Annotated in this window: 26 protein-coding genes, 1 rRNA gene and 1 pseudogene; 2 read left to right on the top strand and 26 right to left on the bottom strand. The window is 30.7% G+C overall.

Translation table 4 applies throughout. The annotated features are described in order from the left end of the window. Positions 1-123: 123 nt before the first annotated feature. Positions 124-1,335 (bottom strand): hypothetical protein, encoded by a 1,212-nt coding sequence (locus ACXYRP_RS01980; protein ID WP_458615105.1) that lies wholly within the window; start codon positions 1,333-1,335, stop codon positions 124-126. A 252-nt stretch (positions 1,336-1,587) separates the two neighbouring features. Between ACXYRP_RS01980 and ACXYRP_RS01975 the strand changes: the two genes are divergently transcribed. Next, on the top strand, positions 1,588-2,118 hold the full coding sequence (locus tag ACXYRP_RS01975) for a hypothetical protein (RefSeq protein WP_458597234.1): 531 nt from the start codon (positions 1,588-1,590) through the stop codon (positions 2,116-2,118). On the opposite strand, the gene rrf is transcribed toward ACXYRP_RS01975, so the two are convergent. Beyond that, positions 2,118-2,223, bottom strand: a 5S ribosomal RNA gene (gene rrf / locus ACXYRP_RS01970). The two genes, ACXYRP_RS01975 and rrf, sit on opposite strands and share 1 nt — an antisense overlap. 135 nt (positions 2,224-2,358) lie before the next feature. On the opposite strand from rrf, the gene tig reads away from it, so the two are divergent. Continuing rightward, positions 2,359-3,678, top strand: coding sequence for a trigger factor (gene tig, locus ACXYRP_RS01965; RefSeq protein WP_458597233.1), 1,320 nt, complete (start codon positions 2,359-2,361; stop codon positions 3,676-3,678). 95 nt (positions 3,679-3,773) lie between these two features. Here the strand turns inward: tig and ACXYRP_RS01960 are convergent, their stop codons facing one another. The 24 genes and pseudogenes from ACXYRP_RS01960 to ACXYRP_RS01845 form a co-directional block, all read right to left on the bottom strand. Then, the gene (locus tag ACXYRP_RS01960) at positions 3,774-4,712 is read right to left on the bottom strand and encodes an L-lactate dehydrogenase (protein WP_458597232.1); all 939 of its coding nucleotides are present in this window, start codon (positions 4,710-4,712) and stop codon (positions 3,774-3,776) included. 147 nt (positions 4,713-4,859) lie between these two features. After that, positions 4,860-5,300 carry a 50S ribosomal protein L15 gene (gene rplO / locus ACXYRP_RS01955; RefSeq protein WP_458615104.1) on the bottom strand — a complete coding sequence of 147 codons (441 nt, stop codon included), beginning with the start codon at positions 5,298-5,300 and terminating at the stop codon, positions 4,860-4,862. Then, entirely contained in the window at positions 5,300-6,010 is a 711-nt protein-coding gene (rpsE, locus tag ACXYRP_RS01950; protein ID WP_458597230.1) for a 30S ribosomal protein S5, read from the bottom strand. The genes rplO and rpsE overlap by 1 nt, the downstream gene beginning before the upstream one ends. Positions 6,011-6,012: 2 nt before the next feature. Next, positions 6,013-6,363, bottom strand: coding sequence for a 50S ribosomal protein L18 (rplR, locus tag ACXYRP_RS01945; protein ID WP_458614289.1), 351 nt, complete (start codon positions 6,361-6,363; stop codon positions 6,013-6,015). 12 nt (positions 6,364-6,375) lie between these two features. Beyond that, entirely contained in the window at positions 6,376-6,918 is a 543-nt protein-coding gene (gene rplF / locus ACXYRP_RS01940) for a 50S ribosomal protein L6 (RefSeq protein WP_435130157.1), read from the bottom strand. Between the two features lie 10 nt (positions 6,919-6,928). Beyond that, the gene (gene rpsH, locus ACXYRP_RS01935; protein WP_435130154.1) at positions 6,929-7,324 is read right to left on the bottom strand and encodes a 30S ribosomal protein S8; all 396 of its coding nucleotides are present in this window, start codon (positions 7,322-7,324) and stop codon (positions 6,929-6,931) included. Positions 7,325-7,326: 2 nt separating this feature from the next. Continuing rightward, positions 7,327-7,512, bottom strand: coding sequence for a type Z 30S ribosomal protein S14 (locus ACXYRP_RS01930; protein ID WP_435130152.1), 186 nt, complete (start codon positions 7,510-7,512; stop codon positions 7,327-7,329). Then, positions 7,512-8,057: a 50S ribosomal protein L5 gene (gene rplE / locus ACXYRP_RS01925; protein ID WP_458597228.1), complete on the bottom strand. Its 546-nt coding sequence runs from the start codon at positions 8,055-8,057 to the stop codon at positions 7,512-7,514. Before rplE ends, ACXYRP_RS01930 begins: the two co-directional genes overlap by 1 nt. Positions 8,058-8,059: 2 nt before the next feature. Then, on the bottom strand, positions 8,060-8,395 hold the full coding sequence (gene rplX, locus ACXYRP_RS01920; RefSeq protein WP_435130147.1) for a 50S ribosomal protein L24: 336 nt from the start codon (positions 8,393-8,395) through the stop codon (positions 8,060-8,062). A gap of 11 nt (positions 8,396-8,406) precedes the next feature. Next, positions 8,407-8,772 carry a 50S ribosomal protein L14 gene (gene rplN, locus ACXYRP_RS01915; RefSeq protein ID WP_435130145.1) on the bottom strand — a complete coding sequence of 122 codons (366 nt, stop codon included), beginning with the start codon at positions 8,770-8,772 and terminating at the stop codon, positions 8,407-8,409. Next, positions 8,772-9,041 carry a 30S ribosomal protein S17 gene (rpsQ, locus tag ACXYRP_RS01910; RefSeq protein ID WP_458615103.1) on the bottom strand — a complete coding sequence of 90 codons (270 nt, stop codon included), beginning with the start codon at positions 9,039-9,041 and terminating at the stop codon, positions 8,772-8,774. Before rpsQ ends, rplN begins: the two co-directional genes overlap by 1 nt. A 1-nt stretch (position 9,042) precedes the next feature. After that, positions 9,043-9,237 carry a 50S ribosomal protein L29 gene (gene rpmC / locus ACXYRP_RS01905; RefSeq protein ID WP_458597227.1) on the bottom strand — a complete coding sequence of 65 codons (195 nt, stop codon included), beginning with the start codon at positions 9,235-9,237 and terminating at the stop codon, positions 9,043-9,045. Continuing rightward, positions 9,237-9,656, bottom strand: coding sequence for a 50S ribosomal protein L16 (rplP, locus tag ACXYRP_RS01900; RefSeq protein WP_435130137.1), 420 nt, complete (start codon positions 9,654-9,656; stop codon positions 9,237-9,239). Before rplP ends, rpmC begins: the two co-directional genes overlap by 1 nt. Then, positions 9,634-10,308, bottom strand: coding sequence for a 30S ribosomal protein S3 (rpsC, locus tag ACXYRP_RS01895; RefSeq protein WP_458597226.1), 675 nt, complete (start codon positions 10,306-10,308; stop codon positions 9,634-9,636). Before rpsC ends, rplP begins: the two co-directional genes overlap by 23 nt. Beyond that, the gene (gene rplV / locus ACXYRP_RS01890; protein WP_458597225.1) at positions 10,308-10,649 is read right to left on the bottom strand and encodes a 50S ribosomal protein L22; all 342 of its coding nucleotides are present in this window, start codon (positions 10,647-10,649) and stop codon (positions 10,308-10,310) included. Before rplV ends, rpsC begins: the two co-directional genes overlap by 1 nt. Continuing rightward, entirely contained in the window at positions 10,649-10,927 is a 279-nt protein-coding gene (rpsS, locus tag ACXYRP_RS01885) for a 30S ribosomal protein S19 (RefSeq protein ID WP_435130128.1), read from the bottom strand. The genes rplV and rpsS overlap by 1 nt, the downstream gene beginning before the upstream one ends. Then, entirely contained in the window at positions 10,927-11,772 is an 846-nt protein-coding gene (gene rplB, locus ACXYRP_RS01880; RefSeq protein WP_458597224.1) for a 50S ribosomal protein L2, read from the bottom strand. Before rplB ends, rpsS begins: the two co-directional genes overlap by 1 nt. A 115-nt stretch (positions 11,773-11,887) precedes the next feature. Then, positions 11,888-12,355: a 50S ribosomal protein L23 gene (rplW, locus tag ACXYRP_RS01875; RefSeq protein ID WP_435130122.1), complete on the bottom strand. Its 468-nt coding sequence runs from the start codon at positions 12,353-12,355 to the stop codon at positions 11,888-11,890. Beyond that, complete coding sequence (rplD, locus tag ACXYRP_RS01870) at positions 12,355-13,191, bottom strand: 50S ribosomal protein L4 (RefSeq protein WP_458597223.1); 837 nt, start codon at positions 13,189-13,191, stop codon at positions 12,355-12,357. The genes rplW and rplD overlap by 1 nt, the downstream gene beginning before the upstream one ends. 137 nt (positions 13,192-13,328) lie before the next feature. Next, positions 13,329-13,988: pseudogene (rplC, locus tag ACXYRP_RS01865) on the bottom strand (50S ribosomal protein L3); the annotation flags it as partial. 18 nt (positions 13,989-14,006) lie between these two features. After that, a complete protein-coding gene (rpsJ, locus tag ACXYRP_RS01860; RefSeq protein ID WP_458615102.1) occupies positions 14,007-14,315 on the bottom strand; it encodes a 30S ribosomal protein S10 in 309 nt (102 codons plus the stop codon). Between the two features lie 189 nt (positions 14,316-14,504). Next, entirely contained in the window at positions 14,505-14,843 is a 339-nt protein-coding gene (locus ACXYRP_RS01855; RefSeq protein ID WP_435130113.1) for a thioredoxin family protein, read from the bottom strand. Positions 14,844-14,853: 10 nt separating this feature from the next. Continuing rightward, positions 14,854-15,825, bottom strand: a complete 972-nt coding sequence (locus tag ACXYRP_RS01850) for a hypothetical protein (protein ID WP_458597221.1) — start codon at positions 15,823-15,825, stop codon at positions 14,854-14,856. A 1-nt stretch (position 15,826) separates the two neighbouring features. Beyond that, the gene (locus ACXYRP_RS01845) at positions 15,827-17,491 is read right to left on the bottom strand and encodes a ribonuclease J (protein ID WP_458607681.1); all 1,665 of its coding nucleotides are present in this window, start codon (positions 17,489-17,491) and stop codon (positions 15,827-15,829) included. Between the last annotated feature and the right edge of the window lie 73 nt (positions 17,492-17,564).

The raw sequence follows: 17,564 nt of genomic DNA, 5'->3' as shown, positions 1-17,564 counted from the left end.
ATTTATCCACCTATATATCATATGTTCTTAAAATTGTATAGTATTAATAATATGATTATAAACTTGTTAGTAAATAAAATTATGCAACTTTATTTTGTATATAGTTGCATAATTTTATATTTTTTACTTTGTTTTTTGGGTTGTTGTAGTGCTCGATGATCCTGATGCAGAGCTAGTTGTAGTTGCTTTTGTTTCTTTCTTTTCGTCTTTTTTTCCACCTTTATATGTTATAACAGCATCTGCTTTACCATTACCTCTCATAATTGTTACTCATAAATTATAATTTGTTTTCTTAATATGTTCAAGTTGTTCAGGAGATAATGTTGATAGATTTTCAGGCAGCTTTTTACTTGGGTCTCTTGGTGGGTAACCGAAAATTCAACTATTTAATCCCCTCCCTAATCCTAATGCATCTCTAATTGCTAAATATTTTTGAACATCGTGTTTTTGTAATCAATTTAAATGTTCAGTTGTTATATCAGAAACATTTGCAGGAATCGCAACACTACTATAATCTTTTTCAGGTATAGGTTTTGGTTGATTTTTTATTGGTGGTAATGTACTTTCGGTTTCTTTGATATCCGATTCATTTCCTGGTTGTCCAAAAATTCAATTATCAGGCAAAGGTTTTAATACTTGCATAATCGCTTGAAATTGTGAAAAATTATGCATTTTTATTCATTCAAGTTGTCCAGATGAGATGGTTGATAAATCAGTTGGAACTGCTATTTTGCTATAGTCTATTTGTCTTTGTGGTTTATCTATTGGAGTAGTTGAAAATGTATTAAGGTTTTTATTCATATTTTCAACAGAGAAAAGAATTTTTTCACTTCCGTCTTTTTTATAAAAAGCAAATGAATAAAATTTATTTGGTATTAATGCATTATCATTATCTTTATCTCATTTAAATAAAAGTGGATATTGTCCTTCTTTAAGTGGATCTTGATTTACATCAACACTAGCATATGCTGCCTTAATGTCTCCGTCTTTTACAAGACTATTATCATCAAGTGATTTAACTTCTGCTGCAATAGCAACTCAATCACCTTTAATTCCGACAAGTGGTTGGTCGTGGAGAACAAAGACAAATGAACCATTCTTTGACATATAGTTTTCACTTCTAGCAGCAGGGTGCTTTAAATAAATAACTTTTATATCTGCTTTAGCAGGTGCTACACCATATTCAGTAACATTAATTGATTGATCTGTTATTTTTTGTTCTTTTGCAGGTGCTTGAGTTTTACCTGCACCACATGAAACAGCAACAGCAGCGACAGTTGTTAAAGTAACCCCTGATGCCGATAAGTATGCTAAAAGTTTCTTTTTAAATTTCATATTATCCTTCTTTCTCAATTTCATAATCAATGTGAAATTGTATGTTATATCGAAATTAGTAATGAAATATAACATAAATAGTTATTTTATGTTTTTTTTTTTTTTTTTTGCAAAGAAATGTGAGAATTTTACATATTTTACTTTCCTTGTTATTTGAAATTTTCACAAAATTTCCATATTTCTTCTTTTTCTAGAAAATCCTATGAAAAAATATCTCATGAAAATATTATTATGATTTAGTATAATTAATTTATGAATATTTTTAATGACAAAAAAACTATAATCGCTTTTAATGAGCTAGCTTATCAATTTAGATTTGTTTATTCTTTATTTGGTGAGAGCTTAAAGCAAGCTAAAAATGGAAATCTACCTTTTGATGATATAGAAACAATTATTACTTATAACACACTAATAAAACTGAAAGAATCTGGATTACCATTAAATTTAAATTTAAATGAAAAAAATATTTTTATCCCACAAATTAAAATAAATAATGAATATATTTATCTAAATATCCTGATACAAAGCAATAATATAAAAGCTAATTCAAAAAATTCTATAAAATTATTAAAAAAAATAAACGATGGTAATTTTTGTATATTGCCAAAGTTATTTGATTATATATATGATAAAAATCCTGATACATGAGTTTTTGTTTATTATGATTTTTTAGATAAAAAAACGAAACTATACACTATTTCAAATATAAATATTAATTATTATAAAACAATTAAAATTGATAATCTGGAACTGCCTTATATAAATATTGAAAAATCGATATAAAAAAGCAGCTTCCTATTTTGACCGTTAGGCTATCGTCGGCGTAAAGTGGCTTAACTACTGAGTTCGGAATGGTATCAGGTGATTCCACTTGCTATGGCTACTGGTAATATAATACAGATTTTTTTTAAAATACCAAATATTTTTTTATTTTTTTGTTTGAATTCATAATTAATAAAGATATAGTTTTAAAATCACAGAAAATAAGGTAAAATATAATAATATATTATGTAAGGAGAACAAATGATTAAACACCAAGAGCATAAAGAATTAGCTGAATATACAATTAAGGTTTTAATTCCTACTGATGAAGTAAAAAAGAAAAATGACTTTTATTTTAATGAAGCTTTAAAAAAGGTAAAGGTTCCTGGTTACCGTCCTGGAAAAGCACCGCGCGAGAAATTAGAAGCATATTTAGACACAAATGCTATTTCACGAAAAACTGTTGATTCATTTCTTCACTCAAGTTTCAACGATGTTGTAAAATACTTAGATGACAAAAAAATTAAAGCACTTTCAAAATATTCACTAGATGTTAACCCTCAAAAAGATGGTAGTTTAGAGATTTCTTATCATTTTCCTATGTGACCTGATTTTTCAAAAGTAGATTTAAAGAATTTAAAAGCAAAAATTAAACTTCCTAAATCAGGTGAAAAAGATAAGAAACAAATTATTGAAGAGTTTTATAAAGAAACAGCTATTAAAGAAGTAGTTAGTGATCCAAAAGTAAAGTCAAAACTTACTGATACAGTAAATATTGATTTTAAAGGATTTATTGATGATGAACCTTTCGAAGGTGGTGAAGCAGAAGGTGTTGATTTAGTATTAGGATCAAATACTTTTATACCTGGATTTGAAGACCAATTAGTTGGTAAAACAACAGGATGAAAAGGTGATATAAAAGTAACATTTCCTGGTTCATACTTCGTAAAAGAATACCAAAACAAAGAAGCAATTTTTGAAGTTAAAATTAATTCTATTACTCGCTTAGTGCAAAAAGAAATAACAGATGAAATTGTTAAAGGATACAATTTGGGTGAAAATGTTCAAACAAAAGATCAATATCTAGATTTAGTATTCAACAAAAAATTAAAAGAACATTTTATAACATCGATTCATAATTTTGAAAAAGATATCATAAATGAAATGTTAGAAATTGCTAACCCTGTTGTCCACCCAAATTTATTAGAAGATGCTATTAAAAAACTACAAGAAGATTTTGATAAGAATTTAAAGCAATATGGAATTAAAAAGAAAGAATACTTCCATCTTGTAAAATCAACTGAAGAAGATATTCAAAAGGAATTTGAAAAGACTGCATTAGAACAAGAAAAGAAAGCATATGCAAGTAGACATATGGCTGAAATCTTACCAAAAGATAAAGATGAATTAGAAAAACAACTAAATGAATTTAAGGATTTATTAGTTGATTATCCAATTGATCAAAGAGATAAATATGCTTCACTACTAATTCTTTATTTAATCATTAAAGAAAACAAACATAAAGATTCTACAAAATTAGCAAAAGAGTTTATTAAGTTTATTAATTTCTTAGCTAAATAAAATAATATAACGAAGTTTTTTACTTCGTTTTTTCTTTCTTTTATTCCTAAGATTATAAAAAAACAGGTGATTTACTCACCTGTATATATGTGTTATTACATTACTGACTTAATTGCAGCTTTAATAATTCCTACTGATCTAGCAAATTTTTCTTTTTCTTTATCGTTTAATTTAATTTGCACAATTTGCTTAATTCCTTGACTTCCAACAACTGCTGGAACACCAATTACAACATCACTAGTTTCGTATTCTCCATTTAATAATACTCCTAGTGGTAATACAGCATTTGCATCTTCTTGGATGTATCTAAGAATTTGTGCTAAACAAGCACCTATTCCATAATAAGTTGCTCTTTTTCTTTCAATAATTTTATACGCTTTGGTATAAACAGGTTTTTCAAGTTCTTCGATGTAGTTTGAAGCATTAATTCCTGTTTTTGCTTCAAATTCTGAGAAAGGTAATCCGGCAATTTTAAATGTTGAGAAGTTTACAAGTGATGAATCCCCATGTTCTCCAAGCACAAATGCTTCAATATTGTTGGTTGAAACACCTGTTTTCTTTGAAAGTAATTGTTTCAGTCTTGAAGTATCAAGGATTGTTCCTGATCCAATAACTTTTTTAGGATCAAATCCTGTTTCTTTCATATATACATATGTCATTACATCAACTGGATTTGATGCAATAAGAGTAATTCCTTGGAATCCACTTTCCTTAATTTGTTTAGCGATATCTCTCATAATAAGAGCATTATCTTGAACCATTTGTAATCTAGTTTCACCTGGCACTTGTGGTCTTCCTGCTGTAATAACTACTACATCTGCATCTTTTGCATCAGTATAACTTGCTGCAAAAACTTCAAATTTACGAACTGATGGAACAATAACATCTTCTAAATCTAAAACATTTCCGTCTCTTGGTCCATCGAATTTGTCTATAATACCATATTTAGCAGCTAATCCTTGATTAATTGCTGAATATAAGAATGAAGCACCAACTGCTCCGGCACCAACTAAAATAACTTTTGTTGCTTTCATATAAAACTCCTTTAAAATGTATGCTATCCTATTATACTATTTTTATGGTATTAATAACTTATTTTTTTATTTTTATTTTGCTTTATTTTGTATGCAAGAGTTTGATAATAAAAAAACTAATACATTTAATGTATTAGTTTTATGTTATTATAATTCAACTACTTTTCCACCATTAGCTTTGACAGCTTCTTTTGCTGCTTGCGAAGCTTTATTAACAGTTACAGTTAAGTTTTTGCTTAATGTTCCTTTCGCTAAGAGTTTAATAGGTAGATTTCTTTTTACTAATCCTTTTTTAAATAATGATTCAATAGTAACTTCTGAGTTATTTTCATAATGTGTTTGCAGTTGATCAAGGTTAATGATTTGGTATTCAATATGGTTTACATTAGTAAATCCGCGTTTTCCTAAACGACGGAATCACGGAGTTTGTCCCCCTTCAAATCCTAACCTATGTCCTTTGCGCTTGTTTTGTCCTGATTGACCTTTACCAGCTTGTTTTCCTTTACCAGCAGCATGTCCACGACCTTTACGGTGCTTGCTTGGTCTTGAACCTTCTGTTGCTTTAAGAGTATGTAATTTAATTGACATTATCTTAAGTCCTTTACATCTTTATTTCTGATTTCAGCTATTTGTTCTGGTGTTCTAAGTTGTCTAAGTGCTTTAACGGTTGCTTTAACAGTGTTAGTCTTTGAACGAGAACCATATGTTTTAGTAACAATATCTGAATAACCTGCTAATTCTGCGACAGCACGCACTGTACCTGAAGCAATCAATCCTTTCCCTTTAGAGGCAGGTTTTAGCATAACCTTTGATGCTAAGAATTTAGCATAGACTTCATGTGGGATAGTAGGTGATTTTGAATCAAAAGGAACTGAAATAAGGTTGTTTTTCGCATCTTTAATTGCTTTTTTAATGGCATCTGGAACTTCATTAGCTTTTCCGTGTCCATAACCTACACTACCTTTTTTATTCCCTATTACCACAAAAGCAGAGAAACTAAATCTTCTTCCACCTTTAACAACTTTGGTAACACGAGCAATATCGATTACTTTTTCGCTGTATTCAGAAACTTCTTTATTGCGACGATTGTCACGGTTTGCTGGTTTTTTAAAACGGTTTTCTGTTTTTGACCCACGGTTTGGTCTGTCAGTTGCATTTGTATGAACTGGTTTTTGTTCTGATGAGTTTGATGGCTTGTGGTTAATATTTCTGCGAGGTCTAACTTCCTTAGTTCCGGTTGTTGGTCTGACAACCTTATAATCTTTTTTAGGTTCTTTATTTTCTTTTTGGTTTTCCATAACTAGAATTTAACTCCTTTTGCTCTAACTGCATCTGCAAATGCTTTGATTCTTCCGTGATATAAATATCCACCACGATCAAAAACAACTTCTGAAAGATTAAGTTTTAAGATTTTTTCTCCCATTAAATCACCTAATTTACTTGCAGCAGTAATATTTCCACCATATCCTGGTAAAGATAAAGTGGATGCTGATGCTAATGTAACTCTTTTTGAATCATCGATTAGTTGCGCATATAAGTTTTGGTGTGATTTAAAAACATTTAAACGTGGTTTGCTTGCACTACCAACAATGTAATGACGGGCACGATTATGCTTAAGTTTACGTGCTTGATTTCTTGATAATTTCGCCATATTTGCTGCTTACTATTTAGAAGCAGTTTTCCCTTCCTTACGTCTAATTTTTTCACCTTTATATGAAATCCCCTTACCTGAATATACACTTGGGGTTCTTACTGCACGAATTACTGATGCAAAATGCCCAACACTTTGCTTGTCAATACCTAAAACTGAAACTTCGGTTTGTTTAGGACTAACTACAACTTTAACATCTGCTGGAACTGTTAATGAAACAATATGACTGTATCCAGCTGATACATCTAGCTTATTTCCTGTTAAAACTGCTTTGTATCCAACACCCTTAATTTCAAGATCTTTTTGAAATCCTTTTGAAACTCCTAATAACATATTTGCAATATGTGCATTGGTGGTTCCGTGTAGTTGTTTAGTAATTTTTTCTTCGTTCGCACGAACGGTTGATACTTTATTCCCATCAACATGAATTGAAATAAGTGGACTGAATTTTCTTGATAAAGTTCCTAATGGACCACTGATAGTAACAACATCAGCATCCATTTTAAAGGTTACCCCTGCAGGAATAGTTAAAACACGATTTCCAACACGAGACATATCCTAAACCTTATCAAATGTAGGCAATAATTTCACCACCTACATTTTCCTTTCTTGCTTCTTTTCCAGTCATTAAACCTTTAGATGTAGAAATAATTACAGTACCATAACCTGAAATAATAGAAGGAATTTCATCTGATTTAACATACACACGTAAACCAGGTTTCGAAACCCTTTTAATCCCAACAATCGCTGATTGTCCTTTTTTATATTTTAATGTAACTACAATTTGCTTATCTATACCTTCACCTTCAACTGCATAAGAAGCAATGTATCCTTGTGATTCAAAAAGTTTTACAATTGCTTCTTTTTTCTTAGAAAAAGGAATTGAAACGGTTTTATGTCTACGCGCGTTGGCATTTTTAATACGAACCACTAAATCTGAAATAGGATCTGTTATAAACATAATTATCAACTCGCTTTCTTCATACCTGGAATTTTACCTTCATGTGCTAAGGTTCTAAAGCAGATACGACATACTTTATATTTTCTTAAAACCGCATGTGGACGTCCACATAATTCACAACGTGTATAAGCACGTGATGAGAATTTAGGATGACGTTTTGCTTTAACAATTAATGCTTTTCTCGCCATTATTTAGCTCCTTTTTTCTCGAATGGTACACCTAGTAATTCTAATAAACTACGTGCTTCTGCATCTGTGTTTGCTGTAGTTACGATTAGGACATCAAGTCCTTTAATGCGACGAATTTTATCAAATTCAATTTCTGGGAAAATAATTTCCTCTTTAATCCCTAAAGCAAAGTTTCCTCTTCCATCAAATGCTCTAGGATTTGCCCCACGGAAATCGCGAATCCGTGGCATCGCAACATGAATTAATTTTTCTAAAAAGTCTCACATACGACCTCTGCGTAAAGTAACTTTACCACCCATAGGCATCCCTTCACGAAGCTTTCATGAAGCATTTGACTTTTTAGCTTTGGTTTGGAATGGTTTTTGTCCTGAAATAATGGTTAATTCGTTTAAAACTTCTTCGATTGCTTTTGAGTTTGAAACCTCTTTACCTGCAGTCATATTCAATACGATTTTTTCTATTCTTGGAACTTGCATTATTGATGAGTATTGGTATTTTTCTTTTAAAGCAGGAACTGCTTTTTTAACATAAACATCTTTTAGCATAATTAATTAATATCCTTATTGGTTTTTTTAACAAATCTTACTTTTTTACCATCTTTATTAATTCTGTATCCAAGTTTTGAAGCAATATTTGGTTGTGATTTTGTGGCTTTTTTTGCTAAATAAGCAACATTTGATACATGAATTGGAGCAGCCATCTCTTTAATTGAACCGTCTTGATTTTTTTGGCTAGGTTTGTTGTGTTTAGTTACAATATTAACATCTTTGATGATAACACGGTTTTGTGAATGTAATACTTTTTCAATAGTTCCAGTTTTACCTTTTTCGCTTCCAGCAATAACTATAACTGGATCATTTCTTTTGAACTTAATTTTTGACATAAATCAACTCCTTATAAAACTTCTGGTGCTAATGAAACTATTTTTGGAAACTTGTCACGCAATTCACGAGCAACTGGTCCAAATACCCGTGTTCCTCTTGGTGTTAAATCTTCTTTTAAAAGTACTACAGCATTATCATCAAAACGAATATATGAACCATTATTACGGTGTATTCCGTATCTTGAACGAACTACAACCGCTTTCACAACTTGACCTTCCTTTACCATTCCAGTAGGAATAGCTTTTTTTACAGAACACACGATTATATCACCGATATTAGCAACTTTTTTCTTTGCCCCACCTAAAATACGAATTACACCGATTTCTTTTGCACCTGAGTTATCAGCAACATTTGCTTTTGATAATTCAATTAGCATTATTTATTTCCTTCTAAGGCTTTCTCTTTAATTGAAACCAATCTGAAGTGTTTAGTTTTAGAAAGCGGTCTAGTTTCCATAATAACTACCACATCATTTAATGCTGCTTGATGATTTTCATCATGTACTGCAAATCTTTTAGTAGATTTAAAACGTTTTGCATAAAGTGGGTGCTTTTTAAAAGTATCAACAGCAACAATAATGGTTTTAGCAGTTTTCCCCGCCGAAACAACTGTTCCTGTTAATGTTTTTCTAGTATTTCGTTCCATATTATTTTGTATCCTTTTTTTGGTTTAATGCTGTGAGTGCTTTTGCAATATCAGTTCTTAAAACTTTAATTTTGTGTGTTTCTTTCAAATCACCAGTAACATTACGGTATCTAAGAGTGAATAATTCTGCTTTTAATTTAAGCACTAATTCTTGTAATTCTTGCTTTGACTTCTTTTGTAAATCTTTAAAAAGCATTATTGTACTCCTTCTTTTTTAACAATTTTTCATTTAACTGGTAATTTATGTCCAGCTAAACGAAGGGCATCGCGAGCCACTTCTTCAGAAACTCCACTTACCTCAAACATCATTGTATTAATTTTAACTGCTGTATATCATAGTTCAGGAGCTCCTTTTCCTGAACCCATACGAACTCCAATTGGTTTAGAAGTTTTTGAAAAGTGAGGGAAAATACGAATAATAACTTGTCCTTCACGACCCATTCTACGAGTAGCAGCAATACGAGCTGACTCAATTTGACGTGCAGTTACTCATGCAGATGTAACTGCTTGTAAACCATATTCACCAAAATTCACTGTGTTTCCTTTGGTTGCCTTACGTTTGTCATGCTGAACCACAAATGGTTTACGATATTTAGTTCTTTTTGGTTGAAGCATATTTATCATCTCCTTCCAAAATTTCACCAAGTGAAATTCAAACCTTAACCCCAATTGCTCCATAAGTAGTGCGAGCAGTTGCTGTTGCATAGTCAACATTTTGTCTTAAAGTATGAAGACGCATTTCTCCATCAGAATAACCTTCTGTACGAGCCATATCAACACCATTTAAACGTCCTGATACCATTGTCTTAACACCTTTGGCTCCAGATTTTAAAGCAGCACGCATTGCTATTTTTTGTGCTTGACGGAAACTGTCACGATTTTCAAGCTTAGTAGCAATCATTTCTGCTAATAATCTTGCATTTAAATCTGGTTTTTTAAGTTCAACAACTTGAATTCTAAGGTTCAAGTGTTTGTTTTTTACGAATTTTTGAACCTTTAATGTAAGTTCTTGGATGTTTTTACCTTCTTGACCTAAAACTGCTGCTGGTTTTGCAGTGTGCAAGAATACAGTAACTTTATTATCTTTATTTCTTTTAATTTGAACTCTACCAATTTGATATTGACGCACTAATTTATCGAAAAACTTATAGATTTTAGCATCCTCAACTAAATAATCACCATAATTTGCTTTTTCAGCAAATCATACTGTATTGTGTGCCTTAGTAATTCCATAACGGAACCCATTTGGATTAACTTTTTGTCCCATTAGTTTCTCTCCTCTAAAACAATTTTAAGGTTTGATGTGCGTTTAAAAATTGAATAAGCACGACCTTGGCTTCTTGGTTGAAATCTTTTAAGAGTTGGTCCTTCATTGACATAAACTTCTTTAACAAATAATTTCGATGCATTCATTCCGTGGTTGTTAGTTGCATTTGCAATTGCTGAGTTAAGTAGCTTCATAAAAATTGGTGCTGATTTTTTTGATGTGTTTCTTAAAAGCCCTAAAGCAATTGAAACATCTTTTCCTCTAAATAAATTAGCCACTAATTTTGCTTTTGAACTACTTACTCTTTGAAGTTTAACACTTGCTATAGCTTGTTGTGCCATTATTTCTTCTTACCTTTATCTGCGCCGTGACCTGAAAAAGTACGAGTTGGAGAGAATTCTCCAAGTTTGTGTCCTACCATATCATCGGTTACATATACTTCGATAAATGATTTTCCGTTATGAACTGCAAATGTTAATCCAACGAAACTAGGGAAAATTGTTGATCTTCTTGATCATGTCTTGATTGGTTTTTTAGGTGCTTTTCCTTCAACGATTGCATCAACTTTTTTAAGTAAGTGATCGTCTGCAAAAGGTCCTTTTTTCAAACTACGTGACATTATTTAGCATCCTTTCTTCTTCTTAAAATAAGTTTATTTGAAGATTTCTTTGTTTTTCTGGTTTTCACACCAAGTGCTTTTTTACCTCAAGGAGTAAGTGGAGCTTTACGACCAACTGGTTGTTTTCCTTCCCCTCCCCCATGTGGGTGGTCTACTGGGTTCATTACTGAACCACGTACGGTAGGTCTAATTCCTTTATGTCTATTGATTCCAGCTTTACCAACATTAACAAGTAAATGTTCTTCGTTACCTACTACACCAACTGTAGCACGACAACGAGCTAAAATACGACGTGTTTCACCTGATTTAAGTTTTAACACTACATATTTTCCATCATCATCCTTACCAAGAATTTGTGCAGAAGTACCTGCACTACGAGCAATAATACCTCCCCCTCCTGGTTGCATTTCAATGTTATGCACGAATGTACCCTCTGGGATAAATGCTAATGGTAGTGCATTCCCTACTACAATATCAACATTTTCTCCTGAGAGAACTTTTTGACCTAAAACAATCCCTTTAGGTGCTAAAATATATCTTTTTTCTCCGTCTGCATACGCTAACAAACAAATATTTGCCGATCTGTTTGGGTCGTATTCGATTGTTTTAACGATAGCAGGGATATCATCTTTGTTACGTTTAAAATCAATGATTCTGTAGAATCTTTTAACACGTCCTCCACGATGTCTAACAGTGATCTTTCCTTGATTGTTACGACCAGCATGGTTTTTTAAATTTACCAACAATGATTTTTCTGGTTCATGACCTGAAAGATTTGTTTTAAAATCTAATGAAGACATATTTCTACGACCATTGGTAGTTGGCTTATAATGTTTTAATGCCATTTATTTTGTCTCCTTGCTTAAAAATAGTTGCGGATCTTTCTTTTAAGCAGTAATTTCCGCTCTGTAAACTTAATAAATTAATGAATATCATTCCCATTCATTAATTATAAGAAGATTATTCACCACCGATTTTACGTTTTGTGGTAGTTTTCTTAGCAACTGAAGCAGTTTTAGTTGCTACTGTTTTTTTAGCAGCTAATTTTTGTGCTACTTTTGCTTCAACATCGGCTGATTTTTTAGCCTTTGCTGCTTTTTCTTCTACTTTTTGTTGTGAATTATCATCTGCTTTTAATTCACTTTCGTTAGGCAAGTAGTTCATGGTTTGTCCATCTTTTAAGGTAACCATTGCTTTCTTATAACGATTAGTGAAACCATGATAACGTCCTACATTCTTTGCTTTTTTATTAACTTTTATTGTATTTACACTTTCAACTTCTACTTGAAAAATTGTTTCAATTGCTTCTTTTATTTGGTATTTATTTGCAGCATAATCAACCTTAAAAACATATATATTGTTTTTTGTTCTTAAAATATCTGTTTTTTCTGAAAGAATAGGTGCTTTAATAACTTTAGTTAATTCCATTATTTAACTCTACTTTCTAGCAATTTAAGACTTTCATTTGAAACGATTAATACATCTGCTCCAATTAATTGTTCAACTGATAAAGAGTTTGCTTTTGATGTTGAAACATTTTGCAAGTTCGCAGCAGATTTATATACAATAGGACTTTCAGTAACGATTAATATACGTTTTAAGTGATCTACTTCTAATTCCTTTAATTTTGCAACTAATGCTTTAGTTTTGATTGCATCTAATGATAAATCGTTAATAATAACTGCTTTATCATTTGCTAATAAGGTTAGTGCAGAAACAAATGCTGCAAATTTAACTTTCTTATTAACTTTAAGTGAATAGTTTTTGTTTGCTTGTGGTCCAAATGCTCTACCACCACCTACTCAAATTGGTGATCTGGTTGAACTATGACGAGCTCTTCCTGTCCCTTTTTGTCTTCATGGTTTTTTACCACTTCCGCTTACTTGAGCACGGTTTTTAACTTGGTGTGTGCCCTGTCTTCTTGATGCTCTTTCAGATAAAATGGTATCAAAAACTGCTTGGGTGTAAATTTTTTCAGAACCAAAAAGTGATTTTGGTAATTGTGCATAAAAGTCTTTTTTAACAACAGTTTCTTTTACAACAGAAATCTTTGCTGACTTAGGAGCAGATTTGGAAGTTGTTTTTGTTTGCTTTGATGTTTCATTGGTAGATTTAACTTCTTTGTTTATATTTGTTTTTTTAGCATCTGAATTTGTTTTCTTTGAAGTTGATTTAGAAGCAGGCTTATTTGCTACTTTTTCAGCTGGAGTTTTTTTAGTTACAGGTTTTGTGTTTTCAGTTTTTTTGCTTTTAGTTTCAGCCATAACTATTTTTCTCCTTCCTTAGCCTCTGCTTCATCAATCAATGCCTTAAGTTGCACAGATGTCATACCCACAGAAACCTCAATATTATATTTTTTAGCATGTTCGATTAATTCATTCATTAATTGCACTTCTGCTACATTAACTAATTTAACTTCTTTATGATCTGGTAATCCTTTTACTGCTTTACGAATCATAACAAATGATTTTTTAGGGCCTGGAATTGAACCTTTTACTAATAAAATATTATTATCAGTATCAACTTTAATAACTTCTAAGTTTTGCACTGTTGTTTTTGCATGTCCTAAATGACCCGGCATTGTCATGCCTTTAAAAACTCTGTTACCTGAAATATCTCCAAGTGAACCTGTTTGTCTTACTGGTTGTGAACCACCACCACCACCGTGAGATTTAGGCCCAATAGCTTGGTTGTGACGTTTAATAGTTCCTGCAAAACCTTTACCTTTTGAGATACCGGTTACATCTACTAATTCACCTGATTTAAAAATGTCAACTGTGATTGTTTGTCCAAGTTCATAACCTGACATATTACGAACTTCTTTTACGAAGCGCTTAGGTGTTGTGTTTGCATTTTTAAAGTGTCCTGTAAGTGGTTTGTTGCTACGACTTGACTTTTTATCAAAAACTGCTAATTGAGTCGCTACATAACCGTCTTTTTCTACAGTAAGCACCTTAGACACAACATTTGGTTGAACTTCCACTACTGTAACTGGTACACTAGCACCTGTTTCAGTAAAGATTTGAGTCATACCAACTTTACGTCCTAAGATTCCTTTCATTCGATCTCCTTAATTAAATTATTTTTGAACTTTTACTTGTAAAAGCACACCAGCAGGTAAATCTAAACGATTAATTTTATCGGTTAGTTGTGCTGAAGGGTTCTTGATTACAACTAATCTTTGGTGTGTTCTACTTTCAAATTGTTCACGACTAGTTTTGTTGATGTGAACAGATCTTAAAATAGTAACTTCATCTCTTTTAGTTGGAAGCGGAATTGGACCACTAACATCAGCTTTTTCTTCTTTAGCTAACAAAAATAATTTCTTTGCTGCTAAATCAACTAATGCTTGGTCAAACCCTTTAACTTTGATGTTTAATTTACTCATTAAATGTTGTCTCCTTGTTCGATTTTTGAACATAACTCCCTATAAAAACCTCAACCGTCCTCAACAACAATGACGATTAAGCAACCTTATAGATCAATGTTATAGTTGCTTTTCAATTATAAAGCAAAAATAAAAATACAGAAATCAAAAATCCTGTATTTTTTCTAACAACGGATGTTGGTGTATCAACTATGAAATTCTGTTTTCTATTCACTCTGAAAGCACTTCTTCTGGAACATATTCAAATGCTTTTTCAACTATTTCAGTACCGTTTAATAAAATCATTGTAGGAACCTTTAGCACTTTTCATTCTGTATCTGGGTTTCTAAATAATTTTGCTTCTTCAGCATCCACATGAATGAATTGTACCTTAGTTTTTTCATATTTTTTTGCGATGCGATCCAAGGTAGGTTTCATCATTTTACAGTCTCCACATCAACCTGTTGTGAAAATCAAGAATGTTAAATCATCTTTTTGCTTGCTTTCAATAAGTTTTTTAGCATCATCTCATAATAATTTGTCAAACATAATAACTCCTTTAATTAAAATCTAATTTATCTAGTTCATCTAAGAAATCTTCATTTTGTTGTTGTTGAATTATTGAAGTTTCAACAGCATTTTTAAGCAGTTGATTCACTATTTGCTCATCAACTCTTGATAGTATACTCTTTTCTAGTAATTTAAAAGATGTTTTTTTGTAATCTATATCATAAAATTTTGCTGCTTTAAATAAAAAATCAAGATATTTTTCAAAATGAGTAGTTGATAAATAAAAACTTTTATGCGAATTTATAAATTTCTTATATTGCTGAATATTTCACTTATTTTTCTTGATAATTAACTTGATATCAAGGATATATAAACACAAAAAAACGACTATACCTATTAATAATAAAATTACTAATAAACTTGATAATGTAGGTAAATAAAACAAATTAATAAGTGTATCAAAAACAACCCCAACATTATTATAAATTGAAATATCCTCAATAGTTACTTTTTGTTTCGATGTCATAAATTTTGCATATCAACCGTTTTTAAAAATATGTGCAGGAAGCTTTGTGTTAAATTCTACATCATGATTGTATATATAATGCAGGATTAAATGAGTTAAGATAACAAAAAACAAAAAGAGAAATAGTAAAATTTTCAACATTCAATTTTTAAATGCAACAAAATCTATTTTATTCACACGAGATGTTCAACTGATAGCTTTCTTTTTAGTAAATAAAGTAAAAATTCATACTAATATCGCTAAAAATCCAAACAATAATGCAAAAAAGATGCTATTTCCAAATAAAAGCCCATATGTATATAAATATGTTCATTGCAGTCAATTAGGTAAAATTTTTGATACATATAAAGCACAAAAAAGCAGACTTATAAGGTAAAAACTCAAAATTAAAATTAACTTTCAAATTTTGAGTTTTTTTTCTAAAGTAATATGGTTGCTAGGTAAAAATTCAATGAATTTTAAACCTAGCGAATTAAATAATTTACTTTTTTTCATATTATATAGTTGTTAGTGAAAAAGCGATCATTGGATCTTTATCGGTTATTTTAAAGATTCTTTTTCTTACTGTTTTTCTGACTTTTTCATTGAATTCACGCATTGTAGTAAAAGTTTTGGTATTAATAATTTCAATAATTGTATCTTTAATCAAATCATTTATTCTTGGTTGCTCTTGCACATCGATAACACCTACATAATTGATATGTAATTGTCCAATAATTTTCTTGGTTTTTGCTGAATAAAGCGAATTAATAATAATTACACCTTCGCGACCTAAAACTTCACGTTCTGCTAAAACTTCTGATGAAATATCCCCGACACCAAAACCATCTATAATGGTATCTCCAACATCTTTAATTTTACCATTATGTGAAATTAATTTTCCATATGCAAAATGTGCAACTTTTCCGTTTAATAAAACAATCGGATTAACTTCTTTTGCTAAATTTTTATCTTCTTTTATGTATGTAACTAAATCTACTAAATAACGATACAACCCTTGAGCAGGTAGTAAAACAGTGGGTTTAAGATTCTTAACCAAATTAAATACATCTTCTTTACTCGGACGACAATAAAAATATTCTTTTTCAGAAATATCAACTAAATTTGATGTCCTTTTTGCAATTTCATCTAATGTTACAGCTGCAAGCGATTCAAGACCGTTAACTGGAGGAGCAATCATAATTACACTATCATTTGAATCTATTTTTAAATATACATCTTCGTTATTAAGAATTCTTATAAAACGGGTATATAAACGTTCAATAGCACCAGTTACAAGCACAACAGCATTTGGATGCTTACTAATTTGTTTGTAATCAATTATTTCGGGGAACTTAAAATCTGGACTTATTTTTGCTTGAATTTGCTTCATTAAAAATAACAAATCTGCGTATGCTTTTCCATAAGGTATTACTGGACGATTATATTTATTAGCAAGTTCTATAATCTGCTGCATCGATACCATATCTTCACTATAACCACCTACTATTATTTTAGTATTTGGTTTTGCAAATCTAAATGTTTTTTCTACACTATCAGGTAGATATAATTTTTCAATTGCTCTACCACCACCCTTATCTTTACCTGCATCAGTAACCAATGCATTAATTTTACGTTTATTAAAAAGTTTTGGTAAATGTAAAAATCAAGTTCTACCAAAAATTCCTAAATCACCTTCAATATAATTAAACATAAACACATAATCACCATTTGGTGTAATAAAATCAAAACCTAAGTTACCTGGAGCGCTTCCTGGTAGTCCGATAGGTTGCACAAGTATGTTTCCAATTTTCTTACGGTCTGATAGAGCAATTAATTTATACGAATCATTTTTAATATTGTATTTATTAAGGCGTTCTTGGATGATTTGTTTATTTATAAAAGATGTATAAATTTTTAATCCTGGTATTTTCATTAAAAGTCACGGAAGTGCAGAAAAACTTTCATTACGAATATCTGTAATAAAAATACCTTGAATTTTTTTGCGATGTTTTTCTAAAAAAGTAAAATCAGGAATTAGTGTATCAACACCATTATTAGAGTTAATTGGTATTTTTACACCTGCATTTACAACATATAAATCATCGTTGTAGTCTAAAACATAACAATTTTTACCATTTTCATCTTGCCCACCTAAAGCAAAAATATTTACTTTTTCCATTTGTCTCCTATGCTTATTCAATATAAATTCTTAATTTTAAAATAGTATATCTATTATAACAAAACAAAGTTAA

The sequence above is a fragment of the Mycoplasma sp. 5912 genome (genome assembly GCF_054353835.1).
Note: the sequence above shows the minus strand (reverse complement) of the source record. Positions and strands in the feature narration are given on the sequence as shown.